Genomic DNA, 19,163 nt, shown 5'->3' with positions numbered 1-19,163 from the left:
ACGCCGGCCCCTTCGCCGCTGCAGCATCGCCGCATGTCCCCGTGGAATCGCACCATGCGCCACCGTTTCCTCCATCGCTGCCAGTTGTGCCTGCTGCTTGTCGCCGCGACCGCGCTATCGGCTACGGCGGCGACACCGGAGCAGGCGTCGCGACGTCTGCAGGGTTTCCTTGATGGCATCCCCGGCTTGGGGCCGGGCTACGCGGTCGTGGTGGTGGATCGTGACCGGCAACTGCTCGGTTACACCCGCGGCCAGCGCAACACCGCCAGCGGCGCGCCCTTGACGATGCACACGCCGATGTACGTCGCCTCGCAGACCAAGTCGTACATGGGCTTGCTGGCACACCTGCTTGATCAACGCGGCGTGCTGCGCCTGGACAGCACCCTGGCCGATCACTGGCCGCAGCTGCGCCTGCCCGGCGGCGTGGATCCCGCGGCGTGGACCCTGGCCGACCTGCTCAATCACCGCGTGCCGCTGCATGCCGATGCGCTCACCACGATGGAGGCCTACATCGGCGCGCCGGACCCCGTGCTGTACCCGCAGTTGCTTGCCACGCTGGCGACGGCGCGGCCGGCCGGCTTCGACTACGACAACCTGGGCTACAACATCTACGCCGCCCTCCTGTACCAGCGTACCGGCAGGCACTGGCAGGACTGGTTGCAGGAACTGGTGTTCACGCCGCTGGGAATGCGTGAGACCGCCGCGCGCACCTCGGTGTTCGATCCCGCCCAGTTGGCCTACAACCATCAGTGGCTGGGGGAAGGGCGGGGGTGGCAGGTGGTGGCACCGAAGCCGGACGCCATCATGCATTCGGCCGGCGGCGTGATGACCTCGCCGCGCGACCTGGGCCGCTGGCTGCGGCTGCAGCTGGGCGGGACGTTGCCACCCTCAATCGCGCCCGGGGTGGTCGACAAGGCACATGCCATCGGCGTGCAGGTCGACCCGAAGGCCCGCAACGCCTATGAGCTTCCCTTCCACGGCTATGCATTCGGCTGGAACGTCTGCGACTTCGAGGGGCATACGCTGTACATCCATGGCGGCAGCTACACCGGTGCGCGCAGCATGATGGCGTTCTCGCCGGACCTGGGCGTGGGCATCGGGGTGTTCTCCAATTCCGACAACGCCACCGGCTGGTTCACCTCGCGCACGGTGGTGCAGTTCTTCCAGTACCTGGTGGACCACCCGGAGGCGGACACCTGGGCGCGGACACGCCGGCAGGTGTACCCGACGCGGGTGGCCGAGCAGTTGGACGGGCTGCAGGCGCGCCAGGCCAAGGAACGCGCACAGGCGCGCTGGCAGGGCTGGGCATGGCAGCCAGACGCCGGGGTGCGTGCCGCGTACACGGCATGGTTCCGTGCCGAGCGCCTGCCGGTGGAGGCGGCGGTCACCGAGACGGGGCATGGCCTGCACCTGCAGATGGGAGCGCTCGCGCGTGAGCTGCAACCGGCGACCGTGGACCTGTTTGGCGCGCAGGGCGGGCCGTTGGACGCACCGGAGCCCCTGCAGTTCCTGCGCGACGGACAGGGCCAGATCAGTGGTTTCGAATACGACGGCGAACGTTACATGAAGCAACCGCCGCCCCCGCCGGCAATGCACACCGATGCGCTCCCGTAGGCGCGACGCCAGTCGCGAAGCCGATGGCGCCTCAACGCCTCGGTTTGCAATCGCACGCATTGCCACGACGGCACCCACGAGCTTCGCGTCTGAAGCCACTCCTGCCGGCGGCGTCAGCGGAAGAACTGGCTGGGGGTCAGGCCGAAGCGACGCTTGAACATGGTGGTGAACGCGCTCGGGCTTTCGTAGCCCAATGCGAGGGCCACGTCGATGACCTTCTCGCCGACCGCCAGCCGCTCCAGTGCGCGCAGCAGCCGTGCCTGCTGGCGCCATTGCCCGAAGGTCATGCCCAGCTCGCGCGTGCACAGGCGCTGGATCGTCTTGACGTCGACCCGCAGGCGCTGCGCCCAGTCGTGCAGGGTGGACGCATCGTCCGGGTGTCGCTCCAGCTGCCGGCCGATCATGCGCAGGCGCGCGTCCTTCGGCTCGGGCAGGTGCAGCGGCAGCACCGGCAGGGTCTGCATCTCGTCCAGGATCAGGCGCATCACCCGGCCATCGCGTGAATCCTCCACATAGGGCTGCTGCACGCTGGCCGCGGCGCGGATCAGTGCCGCCAGCAACGGCGTGACCGAGACCGCCGATGGGCCGGCGGGCGGCTGCCGCATCGCGGCCGGCGTGACGTAGAGGCTGCGCATCTGCACCTGGCCGATGCAATGCACCTGGTGGCCGGTGCCGGCCGGCATCCAGATTGCACGGGTGCTGGGCACCACCCAGCGGCCCATGCCGGCGCGCACGACCAGCACGCCGGTCTCGGCATACACGAGCTGGTGGCGATCGGGGTGGTGGTGCAGCGGGATCAGCGTGTCCGCCTCGTAATCCCGTGCCCTGCAATACACCGCCGTCTCCGGGCCCGCCGGCAGCGGCAGGCGCCGGCCTTTGCGGTTGTCGGTGTCCTTTTCGAGAGGGTGCATGACCATATCGCGCAGGAAGGGCGTAGCGAGCGACTCTACCATGCGCCGGCTCCCCTCTTTCCGTGGTAACGCCATGTCCTCCACCGCTCCACCCGTGGCCGCTTCCAGTACCCCCGCGCGGCGCCCGGCCGCCGTCGGCGTGCTGGCGGCGATCAGCAGTTCGCACCTGGTCAACGACATGATGCAGTCGCTGATCCTGGCGCTGTATCCGATCTTCAAGGCGCAGTTCCACCTGAGCTTCACCCAGGTGGGCATGATCACCCTGACCTACCAGCTCACCGCCTCGCTGTTCCAGCCGTTGATCGGCCTGCGTACCGACAAGCGTCCGGCGCCGTACTCCCTGCCGATGGGCATGACCTCCACGCTGTGCGGCCTGTTGCTGCTGGCCTATGCGCCGAACTTCAGCACGGTGCTGGTCGCGGCGATGCTGGTCGGCATCGGTTCGGCCATCTTCCACCCGGAATCCTCGCGCATCGCGCGGTTGGCCTCGGGCGGACGGCATGGCCTGTCGCAGTCGGTGTTCCAGCTGGGCGGCAACGCCGGCACGGCGATCGGGCCGTTGCTGGCCGCAGCGGTGATCGCTCCCAACGGCCAGCGCAGCGTCGCCTGGTTCGGCGGCGCGGCGCTGATCGGCATCGGCTTGCTGACCTATGTCAGCCGCTGGTACCAGCAGCACCTGGTCGTCAGCGCCAGCAAGCCAAAGGCGGGCATGGCAAGCAGTGAGTCGCTGCTGCCCAAGCGCACGGTGGCATGGGTGATCGCGATCCTGCTGGTGCTAATCTTCAGCAAATACTTCTACATCGCTGGCTTGAGCAGCTATTACACGTTCTACCTGATGCAGAAGTTCCACGTGTCGGTGCAGAGCGCGCAGTTGCACCTGTTCGGCTTCCTGCTGGCCTCGGCGGCGGGCACCTTGATCGGCGGGCCGGTAGGCGACCGCATTGGTCGCAAGCCGGTGATCTGGGCGTCGATCCTGGGCGTGGCGCCGTTCGCGTTGATGCTCCCCTACGCGAACCTGGAATGGACGACGGTGCTGACCTTGATCATCGGCTTCGTGCTGTCCTCGGCGTTCTCGGCCATCCTGGTGTACGCGCAGGAGTTGATGCCGCATCGCATCGGCACGGTCTCGGGCCTGTTCTTCGGCTTCGCGTTCGGCATGGGCGGCCTGGGTGCTGCGGTACTGGGCGTGCTGGCCGACCACACCAGCATCCTGTGGGTCTACAAGGTGATCTCGTTCCTGCCATTGCTGGGCATGGTGGCCGCGTTCCTGCCGAATCGGCGCAGTCACTGATCCTGCGCGGCCTTGCAGGCGCGGCGCGAGCGGCGACGCACGCGGCAGTTGAAGCGCCGTGCTGCCGGCAAGCATGAGAATGCCGGCCGCACTGCCGATCAGGCAGCGCAAGTTTCGCGGCCAAGGCCGCTCCTGTGGATGGGGCGTTCCTTGCAGGAGCGGCTTCAGTCGCGAAGCACGGTGGGGTTGAAGGGCCGTGTTGCCAGCAACCATGAGGTTGCTGGTCGCACGATTGATCGAGCACCGCCAGCCTCGCGGCCGAGGCCGCTCCTACGCAGGATGCGTTCCTTGCAGGAACAGCGTGAGCCGCCAGGCACGCTAGGGTCGAGGGATGACTCCCGCGTCATACCAGCGACGCGAGCGGTTGACGATGGCCACCACGGTCAGCATCACCGGCACTTCAATCAACACGCCGACCACGGTCGCCAGCGCGGCGCCGGAGTGCACGCCGAAGAGGCTGACCGCTGCGGCGACGGCCAGCTCGAAGAAGTTGCTGGCGCCGATCAATGCCGATGGTCCGGCCACGCAGTGGGCAACACCGAGACGCCGGTTGAGCAGGTAGGCGAGCCCGGCGTTGAAGTAAACCTGCAACAGGATGGGCACGGCGAGGATGGCGATGACCAGTGGCTGCTCGATGATCTGCCGGCCCTGGAAGCCGAACAGCAGCACCAGCGTGGCCAGCAGTGCCAGCAGCGATACGGGTGCCAGCCGCTGCAGTACCTGCTGCAGCCTGGGCGGGCCGCCGCGCGCGAGCAGCCAGCGTCGCAGCAACGTGGCCACCGCGACGGGCAGCAGGATGTACAGGGAGACCGAAAGCGCCAGCGTCGCCCATGGCACGGTGATCGACGACAGGCCCAGCAACACGGCCACCAGGGGCGCGAAGGCCAGCACCATGATCGCGTCGTTGAGCGCGACCTGGCTCAGGGTGAAGTTGGCATCGCCCCGGCACAGGTTGCTCCAGACGAACACCATCGCGGTGCACGGCGCGGCCGCCAGCAGGATCAGCCCCGCCATGTAGGAGTCCACCTGCCCAGGTGGCAGCCATGCGGCGAAGACGTGGCGCAGGAACAGACCGCCCAGCAACGCCATCGAGAACGGCTTGACGGCCCAGTTGATGAAGAGGGTGACGCCGATACCCCGCCAATGCTGGCCCACCTGGCGCATCGCCCCGAAGTCCACCTTCAACAGCATCGGGATGATCATCAGCCAGATCAGCACGGCGACCGGCAGGTTCACGCGCGCCACTTCCAGCGCGCCCAACTGCACGAATGCCCCGGGGAACATGTGCCCCAGACCGGTGCCAACGGCGATGCACACCGCCACCCACAAGGTCAGGTAACGCTCGAACAGGCCCAGCCGGGCGGTGCCCTCAGTCATTGTCCCGGCGTCCCGTTTCCGGCTGCACCTGCCCGATGCCATCAAGGGCGTGCTGGAGCTGCAGGCGGTCCTGCCATTGCGTCGCTGGGACGGCAAGCAGCGCCAACAGCCGGGCCTTTACCACGGCATGCGCCAGCGCGAATGCCGCGCGCTTTTCTTCGTCACTGCCTTCCACCGCCGCCGGATCCGGCAGTCCCCAATGGGCACGCAGGAAGTCGCCGAACACCACCGGACAGGTTTCAGCGGCGGCCGAATCACAGACCGTGATGACCAGGTCCATGCGGGGGGCATCGGGTTGCGTGAACTCGTCCCAGGACTTGCTGCGCAGGCCGGCGGTGGCAATGCCTTCCGCGGACAACTGGGCCAAGGCGAATGGATTGACCGTGCCGGTGGGCTGGCTACCCGCACTGAATGCGACGAAACGGTTGCCGCCCCAGGCCCGCAGGGTGGCTTCGGCCAGCACACTACGGGCACTGTTGCCGGTGCACAGGAAGAGAACGTTGATGCTCATGGCGTGTCCGTCAGGGAAAGAGTCGGGTTTCAACGGGTGCAGCGGATGGATGCCGGATGCCGGTCGGCGATGAACGGCCTCGGCTGGGTGTTCAATCCACGGCCAGGTGCTTGTGCATGCAGGTCGCCGAGGCCGGGCAGAGGCTGCGGAACTCGGCGGTGGCCTGGATGGCCGGGGCGACATCGGCCCGCAGCACGGGCTGATAGCCACGCTGCTGGAAGAACGGTGCGGCCGTGGTGGTCAGCAGTGTCAGGCGGCGGACGCCGCGCGCGGCGGCATGTGCCTCCATGGCCTGCAGCAGGCGCCCGCCGAGTCCACTGCCGCGTGCACCGGGAGCCACCGCCAACGAACGGAGCAGGCCATCCGGTGGTACGGCTTCCACGCCGATGATGCCGAGCAGTTGCCCATCCTCCATGGCGACGAGAAAGTCGATCTGTCCCGTTGCCAGGTCATCGACCGGCAGCCCGGCGGCGGCAAGCAGCGCCACCAGCCGGGGCAGGTCGGTCGGGTGAGGAGCGCGGATGCGGGCGGGCATGGGCGCCTCAGCAGCAGGAGTTTGTGGGGGCGGGGGCACAGCGGATGTCGGGCGAGCCGGCGCAACAGTTGTGGGTGAGGTAGGCCATCAACGCGTTCATGGCGGTGTAGTCGGCGCGGTAACAGACATTGCGTCCGACGCTTTCGCTCTGCACCAGGCCTGCATGCAGCAGTTCCTTCAGGTGGAAGGAAAGGGTGGCGTTGGGGACGGCCAGGGATTCGGCGATTTCACCGGCCATGCGGCCGTCGGGGCCGGCCTCCACCAACAGGCGGAATGCAGCCAGCCGGGTGCCGTGGCCGAGCGCGGTAAGGGCGGCGATTGCCTGATTCGTTTTCATAATTCTAGAATAATGGAATGAATATCGATCAGCAATCCCCAATTGACGCCCTGCCCAACATCAACCTCGATCTGCTGCCGGTGCCGGATGGTGGGTTGCGGGCAGCCTCCGATGGCCTGCATCGGCCACGCATCCTGCTGCTGTACGGCTCGCTGCGCCCGCAATCGTTCAGTCGCAAGCTGGCGCTGGAGGCGGAGCGTGTCCTCCTGCAACTGGGGGCAGAGACGCGCGTCTTTGATCCACACGGGCTGCCGATGCTCGACAGTTGCGACAAGGACCATCCCAAGGTGCGGCAACTGCGGGAGTGGTCGCAGTGGTCCGAAGGCCAGGTATGGGTGTCACCGGAGCGCCACGGCACCTTGACGGGTGTGTTCAAGAACCAGATCGACTGGCTGCCGTTGGAAGAAGGCAGCGTACGTCCTACCCAGGGCCGCACGCTGGCGGTCATGCAGGTATGCGGCGGTTCGCAATCGTTCAATGTGGTCAACGCATTGCGCGTGTTGGGGCGCTGGATGCGCATGGTCACCATCCCCAACCAGTCTTCGGTCCCAAAGGCCTGGCAGGAGTTTGACGAAAACGGACGCATGCGTCCTTCGCCCTACTACGATCGCGTGGTGGATGTGATGGAGGAGCTGATGAAGTTCACGCTGCTGGTGCGTGGTCGCAGCGACTACCTGGTTGACCGCTACAGCGAGCGCAAGGGCGCCAGCGCCGCTGCGGCACTGGCGCTTGCCGCCGACGCGGTGGAGACGACGCAGGGCTGACGCTTCCTGCAACGTGCCGAAGGGGGCGGATGCCGGCGACCCTGGGAAGGGGTGCTGGCGTCGGGCCGGGCTGGCAGGATGCGGTCGGTGGCGGGTTGCCGAACATGGCAATGCCCCCGTCGAGCGTGCGTCGTCCGCTGGGAAAAGCGGCACGGATGCGGTTTGAGAGGCCATCCGTGCCACTTGTGATTGCACGACGCCCCTTCAAGGGGCATTGATGTCGCCTGAAGCGTCAGCGATGCCGGAAAAAGCGCCAAGGCTGAAGGTTGAAGTGCCCTTGATGGCGGGAAAAACGCCAGTGATGGCGTTTGAAGCGCCGCTGATGCCGTTGCAGGTGCCGGCGCTGCCGCTCCCATCGCTGCGGCCGCACCCAAAGGGTGCATCGGCTAGGAATCATCCGAGACCTGCAGCGCAGGTCGCGTGGAGATTGCTGGCCGTTTGACAGGTGCATCTGAAGGGGGCGGGGGATGCAGGCGTTGGTTTGTGGCTTCGCGGCCGAAGCCGCTCCTACGGGGGCGGACAGGGCGCGGATGGGTAGGAGCGGCGTTCGCCCCGAAGCTGGGGAAGTGACCGACGCGGTGGTTTCTGTCGTCCCGTCATCGTTGGACGGGGCGCCTTCGGCAATCACACGGCAGCGACCTCGCGGCCGAAGCCGTTCCTACGGAGGTGGGGCGGCGGCGATGTCGGTGGTGTGTGCGTCGGCGCCGCCGCCCAACACCTTGTACAGCGTCACCCGGTTGTTTGCTTCAGACAGCTGCAGGGTGATCTGCGCCTGCTGGGCGCTGTACAGCGAACGCTGCGCGTCCAGCGCTTCGAGGTAGCTGTCCACGCCGGTGCGGTAGCGGGTGTCGGCGAGGGTGAAGCCGCGCTGGTTGGCCGCGACCAGTGCGCGCTGTGCCTCCAGTTGTTCATCGAGGTTGGCGCGGGCGACCAGGGCATCGGCGACTTCGGCGAAGGCGCTCTGGATGCTCTTTTCGTAGCGGGCAACCTCGATATGCTTGCCGAGCGTGGCGACGTCCAGTTCGGCCTTGAGCGCACCGGCATGGAAGATCGGGATGCTGATGCTGGGGACGAACGACCAGGTGCGCTGGCCCCCGCTGAACAGCGAGGACAGCGCGTCACTGCTGCGGCCGGTGTTGGCGGTGAGCGCGATGCTGGGGAAGAAGGCGGCACGTGCCGCGCCGATGTTGGCATTGGCCGCCTTCAGGGCGTGCTCGGCGGCCAGCACGTCGGGCCGGTCCAGCAGTACCCGTGAATCCAGACCCGACCGAATCGGTGCCAGCGCCACGGCGCTGTCCAGTGCTTCGCTGGACGGCAGCAAGGGGTCTTCCAGGCGGGTGCCGACCAACAGCTCCAATGCAGTGCGGTCCTGTGCCAGCTGCACGGTATAGCTGGCCACGTCCGTGCGCGCGCTGTGCACGCTGGCCTCGACCTGCGACAGATCCAGCCCGGAGACGATGCCCTGCGCATGACGCTCCTGGGTCAGTGCCAGTGTCTGTTGCTGGTTGTGCAGGGTCTGCCGGGCCAGTTCCAGCCGTTGTTGGTCGGCGCAAAGCGTCAGCCATGCGCTCGCCACCTCGGCAACCAGCGTCAGGCGGGTACCGCGCTGGGTTTCCGTGGTGGCCAACCAGTTCTCCAGGGCCTGGTCCTTGAGGCTACGGACGCGGCCGAACAGATCCAGCTCCCAACTGGCAATGCCGACCTCGGCGCTGGCACTGCGGCTGACGCCGCTTTGTCCCGAGGCGTCGGTGCCGCGACTGCGTGACTGTGCGGCGGATGCATCGATCGACGGCAACGATGCAGCCCGCTGGATCCGGTACTGGGCACGCTGCGTTTCGATGTTGAGCAGGGCGATGCGCAGATCGCGGTTGTTCTCCAGCGCCAGTGCGATCACCTGCTGCAGGCGGGTGTCCAGGAACACCTGCCGCCACGGCAGGTCGACCACGGTGCCCGCGTCACTTGCAATGGCGGGAACAGCCGCGGGAAGGGCGTCGCTGACCGGTGCGGCCGGCCGTGTGTAGCGCGGTGCCAGGCTGGTGCATCCGGCCAGTGCGAGCAGGCAGCCAGCCAGCAGCATGGCGCGGCGCGGTCCGGGCGGGAGACAGGTTCGGGTCACGACGGATTCTCTACTTCGGTCGCCTGCGGACGCGCCTTGCGCGGCGAGAGGGTACGCACGATCACGTAGAACAGCGGGACGAAGAAGATGCCCAGCGCGGTGGAGGCGAGCGTGCCGCCGAACACGCCGGTGCCCAGCGAATGCCGACCGGCCGACCCCGCACCGCTGCTGACCACCAGCGGCAGCACGCCGAGCAGGAAGGCCAACGAGGTCATCAGGATCGGACGCAGGCGCATGCGCGCGGCATGCAGCACCGCCTGCAGCAACGATTGGCCCTGTTCTTCCAGTTCCTTGGCGAACTCCACGATCAGGATGCCGTTCTTGGCGGCCAGGCCGACGGTGGTCAACAGGCCGACCTGGAAGTACACGTCGTTCTCCAGCCCGCGCAGGCTGGTGAGCAGCAGCGCGCCCACCACGCCGATCGGAACGGCCAACATCACCGACAACGGCACCGACCAGCTTTCATACAGGGCGGCCAGGCACAGGAACACGAACAGCAGCGAGACGCCGTACAGCAAGGGTGCCTGGTTGCCGGCCAGGCGTTCCTGGTAGGACATCCCCGACCAGGAGAAGCCCATGCCCGTCGGCAACGTCGCGGCAAGCCGTTCCATCGTCTCCATGGCCGTGCCCGAACTGGTGCCGGCATTGGCTTCGCCACTGATCTCCATCGAGCCGCTGCCGTTGAAGCGGGTCAGTGTCGCCGGCGCGAAATCCCACGAGGAGGTGGAGAAGGCGGAGAACGCCACCATCTGGCCATCGCTGTTGCGCACCGACCAGCGGCCGACGTCGGCCGGCAGCATGCGCGCGGAGGCCTCGCCCTGTACGTAGACCTTCTTCACCCGGCCGCGGTTGATGAAATCGTTGACGTAGGTGCCGCCCAAGGCGGTGGAGAGGGTGTTGTTGATGTCGCTGGTGGCCAGGTCCAGCGCGCCGGCCTTGGCATCGTCGATCTCCACCTTGAAGCTGGGCGCATCGTCGACCGCCGTATAGCGCACCCTGGCCAGGGCGGATTCCTGGCCGGCGCTGCCGAGCAGCTGGTCGCGGGCGGCGACCAACGCTTCATGGCCTGCGCCGCCCAGGTCCTGCAGCTGGAAGGTGAAGCCACCGGTCTGGCCCATGCCGGGAATGCCGGACGGGGTTACCGCGAAGATCTGGGCATCGGGGATGCGGGACATGGCCTGGGTGATGCGCACGCCCACCTCCTGTGCGCTGGCCTCGCGCAACGACCAGTCCTTCAGGCGGATGTAGGCCTGTGCCGAGTTCTGCGCGCTGTTGCCGCCACCACCACCGGAGCCGGCGTTGGCCATGATGGTCGAAACCTCCGGCTGCTCGAGCGCATAGGCGGTGAGCTGGTCCATCACGGCCTGGGTGCGCTGCATGGTGGTGCCCGAAGGCAGCTTGACCTGCACGATCAGGGTGCCCTGATCCTCGGCGGGAAGGAACGAGGTGGGCAGGCGCCAGAACAGCAGGCCCATCACCAGCAACAGCACGGCATAGCAGGCCACGCCCAGCGAACGGCGGCCGAGCAGGCGCTGCACGCCGTGCTGGTAACGTTCGGCGCTGGCGTCGAAGCGCCGGTTGAAGCCGGCGAAGAAGCGGCCCAGGCGACCGCGATGCACGGCGTGGCCGTCCGGGCCGGGCGCGACCAGCAGGCTTGCGCACATGGCTGGCGTCAAGGTCATGGCCACCAGCACCGAGAGGATCATCGCCGAGGCGATGGTCACCGAGAACTGGCGGTAGATCATGCCGGTGGAGCCGCCGAAGAACGCCATGGGCAGGAACACCGCCGTCAGCACCAGCGCGATGCCGACCAGCGCGCCGGTGATCTGCTGCATCGACTTGCGGGTGGCCTCGCGCGCGGACAGGTGTTCGGTGGCCATCACGCGCTCGACGTTCTCCACCACCACGATGGCATCGTCCACCAGCAGGCCGATGGCCAGCACCATCGCGAACATGGTCAGGGTGTTGATCGAATAGCCCAGCAGGGACAGCACGCCGAAGGTGCCCATCAGCACCACCGGCACCGCGACTGCCGGGATCAGCGTCGCCCGCCAGCTCTGCAGGAACAGGTACATGATCAGCACCACCAGCACGATGGCCTCGATCAGGGTCTTGACCACTTCTTCGATGGAGATGCGCACGAACGGCGTGGTATCCATCGCCACCTGGTACTGCAGCCCGGTGGGGAAGAACGCCTTGAGCTGCTGCAGGCGGGCCTGCACCGCGTCGGCCACCTGCAGTGCGTTGGCACCGCTGGCCAGTTCGATGCCCATGCCGGCGGCGGGCTTGCCGTTGAAGGTGGACATGACGTTGTAGCTCTCCCCGCCCAGCTCGACGGTGGCCACGTCGGACAGGTGCACGACCGCACCACCGGGATCGGACTTGATCACCACCTGGCGGAACTGCTCGGGGGTCTGCAGCCGGCTGCGCGCGGTCACGGTGACGTTCAGGCCCTGGTCGTCCACGGCGGGCAGGGCGCCGAGCTGGCCGGACGACACATCGGCGTTCTGCGCGCTGATCGCATTGCTGACGTCCGACGGCATCAGCGAATAGGTGCGCAGCTTCTCCGGGTCCAGCCAGACCCGCATTGCGTACTGGGCTCCCATCACCTGCACGTTGCCCACGCCGGAGACACGGCTGATCGGGTCCTGCACCGAGGAGACCATGTAGTCGGCGATGTCGTTCTTCTGCATCGAGCCGTCGGCCGAGCTGAAGGCCACCACCATGAAGATGTTGCCGGAGGACTTGGTGACGGTGACGCCGGTGTTCTTGACCGCATCAGGCAGCTTGGATTCGGCCTGTTGGAGCTTGTTCTGCACCTGCATCTGCGCGGTGTCGGCATTGGTGCCGGACTCGAAGGTCAGGGTGATCTGCGCGCCGCCGGAGGAACTGCTGCTGGAGGACATGTACATCAGGTTGTCCAACCCGGTCATCTGCTGCTCGATGACCTGGGTGATGGCGTTCTCCACGGTCTGCGCGGAGGCGCCGGTGTAGTTGGCACGGATGGAGACCGACGGCGGGGCGATGTCCGGGTACTGCTCCAGCGGCAGCGAGAACACCGCCAGCGTGCCGGCCAGGGTGATGACGATGGCGATGACCCACGCGAAGATCGGCCGGTCGATGAAGAAACGTGCCATGGCCGATCCTTACTTGGTGCCGGGAGTGGCGGTGGCGGGGGTGGCCGCGGCGGCGTTGGCGGCCTGCACCTTGACCGTCTGCCCGGCGCTGGCCTTGCTGCCATTGGCCACGATCAGCCGCTGCCCGGCGTTCAACCCCGCGGTGACCACCCATTGGTTGCGGACGGCATCGCCCAGCGTCACCACCTGCTCGACCACCTTGTCGCCTTCGCCCACCAGCTTGACGGTGGCTTCCCCCTTCGTATTGCGGGTGACCGCGCTCTGCGGCACGAGGATGGCCTTGTCATTGATGGCCATCGGCAGCACCGCGCGCACGTACATGCCGGGCAGCAGCAGGCCGTCGGGATTGGGCAGCACCGCGCGCAGGGTGACGTTGCCGGTGCCGGTGTCCACGGCGGTGCCCACGAACTCGAGGGTGCCGGTGTGCGCGTAGGTACTGCCGTCCTCCAGGGTGACGCTGACCTGTGCCTTGCCGTCCACGGACTGCAGTGCGCCGGAGGCCAGCTGCCGGCGCAGCGCCAGCAGCTGGGCACTGGTCTGGCTGACGTCCACGTAGATCGGGTCCAGCTGCTGGATGGTGGTCAGTGCGGTGGTCTGGCCCGCGGTGACCAGGGCACCGGGGGTATAGGTGGAGGTGGAGATGCGGCCGTTGATGGGGGCGGTGATGCGGGTGTAGTCCAGGTTGATGCGCGCGCTCTGCAGCCCGGCGCGAGCGGCCACCACCGCCGCCTCGGCCTGGCGCAGCGCGGCCAGGGCATCGTCGCCGTCCTGCCTGCTGACCGCATCGGCCTTGACCAGGCTTTCATAACGTTCGGCCTTGGGGCGCGCGGAGAGTACCGCCGCTTCGGCCTGGGCCAGGGTGCCGCGCGCGTTGTCGTAGGCTGCCTGGTAACTGGCCGGGTCGATCTGGTAGAGCACCTGGCCGGCGTTCACCTGCTCGCCCTCGGTGAACAGCCGCTTCTGGATGATGCCGCCCACCTGGGGGCGTACGTCCGAGGTCATGAACGCCACCGTCCGGCCCGGCAACGTCTGCTCCATGGCCATTCGCTGGACAGTGACCGGCTGTACCGAGACGGTCACCTCGCGGGAGGGCGTCGCCTGCTTGGACGAACAGGCCGTGAGCACGCCGCAGACCAGCAGGGCCAACGGAACCAGGGCAGTGCGGGGTGGAACAGCAGCGGGCATGGGGGGCACTCGGTGGTTTCCAGGTGACGCCAGCCTGCGAGGCAAATGTGCAGCAAATATGGAGATTGATGGCGCGGGCTTGCATCGCGGCGGCAGGGCGCCGCTAATGGGGCCATCCCGTCACGGCCCGTCCACATCCGCGCACCATGAAATTCGGAATCGCCGCCAAGATCTTCTGCGCCATGCTGTTGATGTGCGCGGTCGCCTTGCTGGTCAATGGCGTGGCCGGCAAATGGCTGTTCGAAAGGGGTTTCCTGGGCTACCTCAATGGCCAGGGCATCGGTCGCATGGAATTGCTGTTGCCGCGCCTGCAGGCCGAGTACGCCGAACATGGCAGTTGGGAGTTCGTGCGCGGCCAGCGCAAGGTCTGGCTGCGGCTGATCCGTCCCCACGTGGGCGACCCGGTTGCCGACGAAGCCTTGCTGAGTGCGCCACCGGTGTCGGACCAGACCGGCGCGGTGGCCCGCTTCGCGTTGCTTGATGCGCAGGGCCGACGCGTGATCGGCAACGCCGATGTCGATGGCAGTGCGATCCGCCGCCCGATCGTGGTGGAAGGCCATACCGTGGGCTGGCTGGCGATGGTGCCGTTCCAGAAGATATTGGCGCGCAACGAGCAGCGCTTCATGGAGGCGCAGGTGCGGCGCTGGTGGGCGATCAGCATCGTCGCGGTGCTGGTCGCCGGTACGTTGGCGTGGCTGTTGACCCGGCCCCTGCGCAAGCGCATCCAGGGCATGGGGGCGGCGACCCACCGGTTGGCCGGCGGGGACTACGCCACACGCATCGTGCCCGGCGCCGACGATGAGCTGGGGCGGCTGGCGCAGGACTTCAACCGCATGGCCGGCGCGCTGGAGAACAGCGAGCGGAACCGGCGTGAGTTCATGGCCGACATCTCGCATGAGCTGCGCACGCCGTTGTCGGTGCTGCGTGCGGAACTGGAGGCCATCCAGGACGGCATCCGGCCGATGAGCGCGGCGACGCTGGCACCGTTGCAGGGCGAAGTGCGGCAGCTGGGCAAGCTCATCGACGACCTGCACGAGCTGGCGTTGACCCAGTCCGGCGAGTTGGCCTACGAACATGTGCCGCTGGACCTGGATGCGGTGCTGCGCGCGACGGTGGAAGGCATGCGCTCGCGCTTCCACGACGCGGGGTTGGCGCTGGTCGTGTCATCCGCGCCCGGCCCGCTGCCGGTGCAGGGGGATGAACGGCGCCTGCAGCAGTTGTTCGCCAACCTGCTGGAGAACGCGTTGCGTTACACCGACCGCGGCGGCAGCGTCGCGGTACATGCGCTGCGCGATGAACGGCACGTGCGGATAAGCATCGAGGACAGCGCGCCGGGCGTGGACGAGGACAAGCGTGGGCGCCTGTTCGAGCGGTTCTACCGGGTGGATGCCTCGCGCAATCGCGCCAGTGGCGGCAGCGGGCTGGGCCTGGCGATCTGCCGCAACATCGTGTTGGCCCATGGCGGCGCCATCCACGCCGAAGCGTCCGCGCTCGGTGGGCTGGCCATCGTGGTGGAACTGCCACTGCACGCATGAGCACATCCATCGACGCCGCCATTGAAGTGCTCGTGGTCGAGGACGAACCGCGCCTGGCGGCAGTGCTGCGCGACTACCTGCACGCAGCCGGTTACCGCAGTGACTGGGTGGCCGACGGCAACCAGGTGATGGCCGCCTTCCACGCACGCCGGCCCGCCCTGGTGTTGCTGGACATCATGCTGCCGGGGCGTGATGGCGTGGAGTTGTGCCGTGCCATCCGCGCGGAGAGTGATGTGCCGGTGATCATGGTGACCGCGCGTGTGGAGGAGATCGATCGCCTGCTCGGGCTGGAGGTCGGTGCCGACGACTACGTGTGCAAGCCGTTCAGTCCCAAGGAAGTCGTGGCGCGGGTGGGGACGGTGTTGCGCCGCTACCGCCACGGCCAGGCGGAGCCCCGGCAAGCGGGCCTGGTCATCGATGAAACCGGCAATCGCGCTTTCCTGCATGGCCGCGTGCTGGACCTGACGGCGGTCGAGTTCCGCCTGTTGCGCACCTTGCTGGGTAGCCCGGGCCGGGTGTGGTCGCGTGAGCAACTGCTCAACCATCTGTACAGCGACCACCGGGTGGTGACCGACCGCACCGTGGACAGCCATGTGCGCAACCTTCGTCGCCGGCTGCGCGAGGCCGGCATGCAGGGAGACGGCGTGCGTTCGATCTACGGGGTGGGCTACAGCTTCGAACTGCCGGCCAGGGAGCCTGATCCCCGGTCCTGATCGCACGGACGGTTGCGGTGTCCTGCCGTGGATTGCGTGGGTCCATCGGCCTGTGTGGCGGTAGGACGCCCCGCGCCTTGGCGCCGGGGGTGGCGATGCGTACCCGCACCACTGCCTGCGCCGGAGCGGGGTGGCCCTGAATGCAGGTTGTTGCACGTTTAATCGCGTTTATGCATGATTGCTGGCGTCGCAATGACGCCGAACGGGCTGCAAGCCGTGGCGCGTCCCCAACGCTTCCCGCGATCAACGGAGCCGGGTCACATGAATTTCCCCCACAACGAGGTGCTGCCGCAGGAGCGCCAACAGCGGATCCTGGCCTTGCTCAAGGCCCACGGACGCGTAGTGGCCAGCGAGCTGGCCGCACGCTTCGAGGTCTCCGAGGATTCCATCCGTCGTGACCTGCGCGACATGGCGGGCAAGGGCCTGTGCCGGCGGGTATACGGCGGCGCGCTGTTGCCGACCGCGCACTTCGACGGGTTGCCACAACGCATGCAGCGCCGGGACGGAGAGCGCAGCGCGTTGGCCAGCCATGCGGCATCGTTGGTGCAAGCGGGGCAGACCGTGCTGCTGGACGCCGGTTCGACCAATGTCGAGATCGCGCAGGCACTGCGCGGCAAGGCGGTCACCGTGATCACCAACGCGCCCACCGTCGCCGCGGCGCTGTGCGGTGACCCGGTCGCCGAGGTGGTGATGATCGGCGGCCGCGTGGATCCGGCAAGTGGTGGCGCCATCGGCGTGATCGCGCAGCGCCAGCTTGCCGAACTGCAGGTGGATATCTGTATTCCCGGCACCTGCGCGGTGGACCCGGAGACCGGTGTCTGGGGAATCCATGCCGAAGAAGTGGCGTTCAAGCAGGCCATGATCCAGGCCAGCGGTGTGGCCATCATCGTCGCAGGCGTGGGCAAGCTGGGCATGCGCGCCACGTATCGCATCGGCACGCTCGCGCAGGTGGATCACCTTGTCGTTGCCGACGACCTGCCCGCCGAGCTGCGCGAGCAGTTCCTGGCCGGGCCGGCGCAGCTGCACCTGGTGCCGGTCGGCGCGGCCTGATTGATCTTCGCCCGTTGCCGCGTGCGGCTTCGGTTCTCTCCCCCTGTGCCGATGTTTCCATGACCGACCTGCATGCCCTCCAGCGTTGCCAACAGATGGCCACGCGCGCCGCTTTCTTCGTCCCCGGATTCGCCATTTCCTGCTGGGCGCCGCTGGTGCCGTATGCAAAGGTGCGCGCCGGCCTGGATGACGCCCTGCTGGGCGTGGTGCTGCTGTGCCTGGGTCTGGGCTCGTTGCTGGCGATGCCGCTGGCCGGCCTGCTGGCAGCGCGTTTCGGCTGCCGTGCGGTGATGCAGGTGACCGTGGTGATCATCGTGGCGGCGCTGCCGTTGCTTGCGCTCACCCCCACGCCGTTGGCGATCGGGCTTTCGTTGCTGGTATTCGGCGCGGCGATCGGCGCGATGGATTGCGTGATGAACATCCAGGCGGTGTTCGTCGAGCGCGAGTCGGGCAGGGCGATGATGTCCGGCTTCCACGCGTTCTACAGCATCGGTGCCTTGTGTGGTGCGGCGCTGGTGGCGTTGCTGCTGTCGACCGGCGCCGGTGCGTTGGCGGCCACCCTGGCAACCGCACTGGGCGTGGTGCTGGTGACGGTGGCGTCGATGCGCTGCTGGCGCACCGAACGCGCGCCCCAGGGGGAAGCGGCGTTCGCGTTGCCGCGTGGCGTGGTGGTGCTGATCGGCCTGGTCTGCTTCGTCAGCTTCCTGGCCGAGGGATCGATGCTGGACTGGAGTGCGGTGTTCCTGCACGAGGTGCGTGGCGTGGAGCTCGCGCATGCCGGGTGGGGCTTTGTCGCCTTCAACGTGGCGATGACGGTGACGCGCCTGTTCGGCGACGGTCTGGTCAACCGGTTGGGCAGCGCACGTGCGGTGCTGATCGGCGGCCTGGTCGGCAGCGGCGGTTTCTTCCTGGCGACGCTGGTCCCGGCATTCGGCGCGGCGTTGCTGGGCTATGCGCTGGTGGGTATCGGTTGCGCCAACATCGTGCCGGTGATGTTCAGCCTGGCCGGACGCCAGACCCGCATGCCGGAGAGCGTGGCGATCCCGGCGGTGACGACCCTGGGCTACGCCGGCGTGTTGCTGGGGCCGGCCTCGATCGGCTTCGTTGCCCAGCACTGGTCCCTGCCGGCGGCGTTCCTGCTGGCGGCAACCGCGCTGGCCGGCGTGGCGGTACTGGGCGCGTCACTGCGGGTGCGTTGAGCCTGCGTCACCGGTCGGGAAGATTCCCCGCCTCCAATGAGGGGGGTGAAATGCTGGCCGGCCTGCGCCGTACGCCGCTGCCATGAGGTCCGGCCGCGCTGCCCTGTGCGATGTTCATCGAACGACGGCAGGTCCCGGCTTCGGCCGTCCTTCAGTTGCTGGTGAAGATGAGCTGCAGGGCGCTGCGCAGTTCCGCGGCACCTTCCGTGGTGCCATCGAACAGCAAGGTCTTCATCCCGATGGCTGCCGCGCCGTACAGGTTGCGCAGGGTGTTGTCGATGAACAAGGATGTCCTTGCCTCGGCACCGGCCCGGCGCAGCGCCTCCCGGAAGATTGCCGCCCCACGCTTGCTGTGGCCGACCTCGGCGGAGACGACGATGGGGTCGAAGACCTCCTCCAGTCGATGCTGCCTGACGATCACATCCATGCGATCGGACTTGTTGTCGGTGATCATGCCGATGGCGAATTCCGCGCGCAGTTCCCTTGCCAGCGCAAGCACCGGCTGGTGGATGGGCGTCTGCAGGAACGCGGTGGTCAGGTGTTCGAAGGGAATCGCGGTGCCCAGCCGTGCACAGACATCGGGCCAGATCCGGGCGTGGGTGGTGTGGCCCAGGATCAGGTCGCGGTTGAAGGGTTCGATGGCCGCCCAGAGGACCTGCTCGTCCAGGCCGGACTGCTCGGCGAGCGCGCGCAGCGTCGTCGCTGAACCGCTCGGGTCGGTGGTCAACACGCCATCGAAGTCGAAGAAGAGGGTCTTGATCATGGAGGTTCAGGCAAGGGAGGCAGGTGTGCCAGCGCGTGAGCCGCAGGCGGCACGCTGGATCATTCCGCGCAACCATGATGCATGTGCCGCATCGCCGGCAAGCGGTGGCTACCGGCAGGCAACGA

The 19,163-nt window shown here is 67.6% G+C and carries 16 protein-coding genes; 7 read left to right on the top strand and 9 right to left on the bottom strand.

From position 1 onward, the window contains the following. The first annotated feature begins 33 nt into the window (after nucleotides 1-33). On the top strand, nucleotides 34-1,614 hold the full coding sequence (locus IB227_RS04160; protein ID WP_192286416.1) for a serine hydrolase domain-containing protein: 1,581 nt from the start codon (nucleotides 34-36) through the stop codon (nucleotides 1,612-1,614). A gap of 113 nt (nucleotides 1,615-1,727) precedes the next feature. Here IB227_RS04160 and IB227_RS04155 read toward each other — a convergent pair whose 3' ends face one another. Then, nucleotides 1,728-2,525, bottom strand: coding sequence for a helix-turn-helix transcriptional regulator (locus IB227_RS04155; protein ID WP_192286415.1), 798 nt, complete (start codon nucleotides 2,523-2,525; stop codon nucleotides 1,728-1,730). Between the two features lie 73 nt (nucleotides 2,526-2,598). On the opposite strand from IB227_RS04155, the gene IB227_RS04150 reads away from it, so the two are divergent. Continuing rightward, nucleotides 2,599-3,816 carry an MFS transporter gene (locus IB227_RS04150; protein WP_192286414.1) on the top strand — a complete coding sequence of 406 codons (1,218 nt, stop codon included), beginning with the start codon at nucleotides 2,599-2,601 and terminating at the stop codon, nucleotides 3,814-3,816. Between the two features lie 318 nt (nucleotides 3,817-4,134). Here IB227_RS04150 and arsB read toward each other — a convergent pair whose 3' ends face one another. From arsB to IB227_RS04130, 4 genes are all read right to left on the bottom strand, one after another. Then, nucleotides 4,135-5,172: an ACR3 family arsenite efflux transporter gene (arsB, locus tag IB227_RS04145; RefSeq protein WP_192287268.1), complete on the bottom strand. Its 1,038-nt coding sequence runs from the start codon at nucleotides 5,170-5,172 to the stop codon at nucleotides 4,135-4,137. A 13-nt stretch (nucleotides 5,173-5,185) separates the two neighbouring features. Continuing rightward, nucleotides 5,186-5,704: an arsenate reductase ArsC gene (locus tag IB227_RS04140; protein ID WP_192286413.1), complete on the bottom strand. Its 519-nt coding sequence runs from the start codon at nucleotides 5,702-5,704 to the stop codon at nucleotides 5,186-5,188. A 91-nt stretch (nucleotides 5,705-5,795) separates the two neighbouring features. Next, a complete protein-coding gene (gene arsN2 / locus IB227_RS04135; protein WP_192286412.1) occupies nucleotides 5,796-6,239 on the bottom strand; it encodes an arsenic resistance N-acetyltransferase ArsN2 in 444 nt (147 codons plus the stop codon). 7 nt (nucleotides 6,240-6,246) lie between these two features. Beyond that, nucleotides 6,247-6,576 carry a metalloregulator ArsR/SmtB family transcription factor gene (locus IB227_RS04130; protein WP_192286411.1) on the bottom strand — a complete coding sequence of 110 codons (330 nt, stop codon included), beginning with the start codon at nucleotides 6,574-6,576 and terminating at the stop codon, nucleotides 6,247-6,249. Between the two features lie 17 nt (nucleotides 6,577-6,593). Between IB227_RS04130 and arsH the strand changes: the two genes are divergently transcribed. Next, nucleotides 6,594-7,340, top strand: coding sequence for an arsenical resistance protein ArsH (gene arsH / locus IB227_RS04125; protein ID WP_192286410.1), 747 nt, complete (start codon nucleotides 6,594-6,596; stop codon nucleotides 7,338-7,340). Between the two features lie 658 nt (nucleotides 7,341-7,998). Here arsH and IB227_RS04120 read toward each other — a convergent pair. The 3 genes from IB227_RS04120 to IB227_RS04110 are packed head-to-tail and all read right to left on the bottom strand — an operon-like array spanning nucleotide 7,999 to nucleotide 13,778. Then, nucleotides 7,999-9,417 carry an efflux transporter outer membrane subunit gene (locus IB227_RS04120; RefSeq protein ID WP_192287267.1) on the bottom strand — a complete coding sequence of 473 codons (1,419 nt, stop codon included), beginning with the start codon at nucleotides 9,415-9,417 and terminating at the stop codon, nucleotides 7,999-8,001. 35 nt (nucleotides 9,418-9,452) lie between these two features. After that, nucleotides 9,453-12,593 carry an efflux RND transporter permease subunit gene (locus IB227_RS04115; RefSeq protein ID WP_192286409.1) on the bottom strand — a complete coding sequence of 1,047 codons (3,141 nt, stop codon included), beginning with the start codon at nucleotides 12,591-12,593 and terminating at the stop codon, nucleotides 9,453-9,455. 9 nt (nucleotides 12,594-12,602) lie between these two features. Continuing rightward, nucleotides 12,603-13,778, bottom strand: a complete 1,176-nt coding sequence (locus IB227_RS04110; protein WP_192286408.1) for an efflux RND transporter periplasmic adaptor subunit — start codon at nucleotides 13,776-13,778, stop codon at nucleotides 12,603-12,605. Between the two features lie 146 nt (nucleotides 13,779-13,924). Here IB227_RS04110 and baeS point away from each other — a divergent pair, with 146 nt between their 5' ends. The 4 genes from baeS to IB227_RS04090 all read left to right on the top strand — a co-directional run bounded on the left by baeS (nucleotide 13,925) and on the right by IB227_RS04090 (nucleotide 18,275). Next, nucleotides 13,925-15,313 (top strand): sensor histidine kinase efflux regulator BaeS, encoded by a 1,389-nt coding sequence (gene baeS / locus IB227_RS04105; RefSeq protein ID WP_192286407.1) that lies wholly within the window; start codon nucleotides 13,925-13,927, stop codon nucleotides 15,311-15,313. Next, nucleotides 15,310-16,026 carry a response regulator gene (locus IB227_RS04100; RefSeq protein ID WP_192286406.1) on the top strand — a complete coding sequence of 239 codons (717 nt, stop codon included), beginning with the start codon at nucleotides 15,310-15,312 and terminating at the stop codon, nucleotides 16,024-16,026. The genes baeS and IB227_RS04100 overlap by 4 nt, the downstream gene beginning before the upstream one ends. Nucleotides 16,027-16,287: 261 nt before the next feature. Then, nucleotides 16,288-17,076 (top strand): DeoR/GlpR family DNA-binding transcription regulator, encoded by a 789-nt coding sequence (locus IB227_RS04095; protein WP_192286405.1) that lies wholly within the window; start codon nucleotides 16,288-16,290, stop codon nucleotides 17,074-17,076. A 59-nt stretch (nucleotides 17,077-17,135) separates the two neighbouring features. Beyond that, the gene (locus IB227_RS04090) at nucleotides 17,136-18,275 is read left to right on the top strand and encodes an MFS transporter (RefSeq protein WP_192286404.1); all 1,140 of its coding nucleotides are present in this window, start codon (nucleotides 17,136-17,138) and stop codon (nucleotides 18,273-18,275) included. Between the two features lie 151 nt (nucleotides 18,276-18,426). Here IB227_RS04090 and IB227_RS04085 read toward each other — a convergent pair whose 3' ends face one another. Then, entirely contained in the window at nucleotides 18,427-19,038 is a 612-nt protein-coding gene (locus tag IB227_RS04085) for an HAD family hydrolase (protein WP_192286403.1), read from the bottom strand. Between the last annotated feature and the right edge of the window lie 125 nt (nucleotides 19,039-19,163).

Source organism: Stenotrophomonas sp. STM01 (genome assembly GCF_014852135.1).
Lineage (GTDB): Bacteria > Pseudomonadota > Gammaproteobacteria > Xanthomonadales > Xanthomonadaceae > Stenotrophomonas > Stenotrophomonas capsici.
This window is presented reverse-complemented; position numbering and strand designations above follow the sequence as displayed.

Excerpts from the sequence above, each read along its gene's own strand:
- IB227_RS04160 (WP_192286416.1), top strand. The coding sequence starts at position 34 with ATGTCCCCGTGGAATCGCACCATGCGCCACCGTTTCCTCCATCGCTGC.
- IB227_RS04155 (WP_192286415.1), bottom strand. The coding sequence starts at position 2,525 with ATGCACCCTCTCGAAAAGGACACCGACAACCGCAAAGGCCGGCGCCTG.
- IB227_RS04150 (WP_192286414.1), top strand. The coding sequence starts at position 2,599 with ATGTCCTCCACCGCTCCACCCGTGGCCGCTTCCAGTACCCCCGCGCGG.
- IB227_RS04140 (WP_192286413.1), bottom strand. The coding sequence starts at position 5,704 with ATGAGCATCAACGTTCTCTTCCTGTGCACCGGCAACAGTGCCCGTAGT.
- arsN2 (WP_192286412.1), bottom strand. The coding sequence starts at position 6,239 with ATGCCCGCCCGCATCCGCGCTCCTCACCCGACCGACCTGCCCCGGCTG.
- IB227_RS04130 (WP_192286411.1), bottom strand. The coding sequence starts at position 6,576 with ATGAAAACGAATCAGGCAATCGCCGCCCTTACCGCGCTCGGCCACGGC.
- arsH (WP_192286410.1), top strand. The coding sequence starts at position 6,594 with ATGAATATCGATCAGCAATCCCCAATTGACGCCCTGCCCAACATCAAC.
- IB227_RS04120 (WP_192287267.1), bottom strand. The coding sequence starts at position 9,417 with ATGCTGCTGGCTGGCTGCCTGCTCGCACTGGCCGGATGCACCAGCCTG.
- IB227_RS04115 (WP_192286409.1), bottom strand. The coding sequence starts at position 12,593 with ATGGCACGTTTCTTCATCGACCGGCCGATCTTCGCGTGGGTCATCGCC.
- IB227_RS04110 (WP_192286408.1), bottom strand. The coding sequence starts at position 13,778 with ATGCCCGCTGCTGTTCCACCCCGCACTGCCCTGGTTCCGTTGGCCCTG.
- baeS (WP_192286407.1), top strand. The coding sequence starts at position 13,925 with ATGAAATTCGGAATCGCCGCCAAGATCTTCTGCGCCATGCTGTTGATG.
- IB227_RS04100 (WP_192286406.1), top strand. The coding sequence starts at position 15,310 with ATGAGCACATCCATCGACGCCGCCATTGAAGTGCTCGTGGTCGAGGAC.
- IB227_RS04095 (WP_192286405.1), top strand. The coding sequence starts at position 16,288 with ATGAATTTCCCCCACAACGAGGTGCTGCCGCAGGAGCGCCAACAGCGG.
- IB227_RS04090 (WP_192286404.1), top strand. The coding sequence starts at position 17,136 with ATGACCGACCTGCATGCCCTCCAGCGTTGCCAACAGATGGCCACGCGC.
- IB227_RS04085 (WP_192286403.1), bottom strand. The coding sequence starts at position 19,038 with ATGATCAAGACCCTCTTCTTCGACTTCGATGGCGTGTTGACCACCGAC.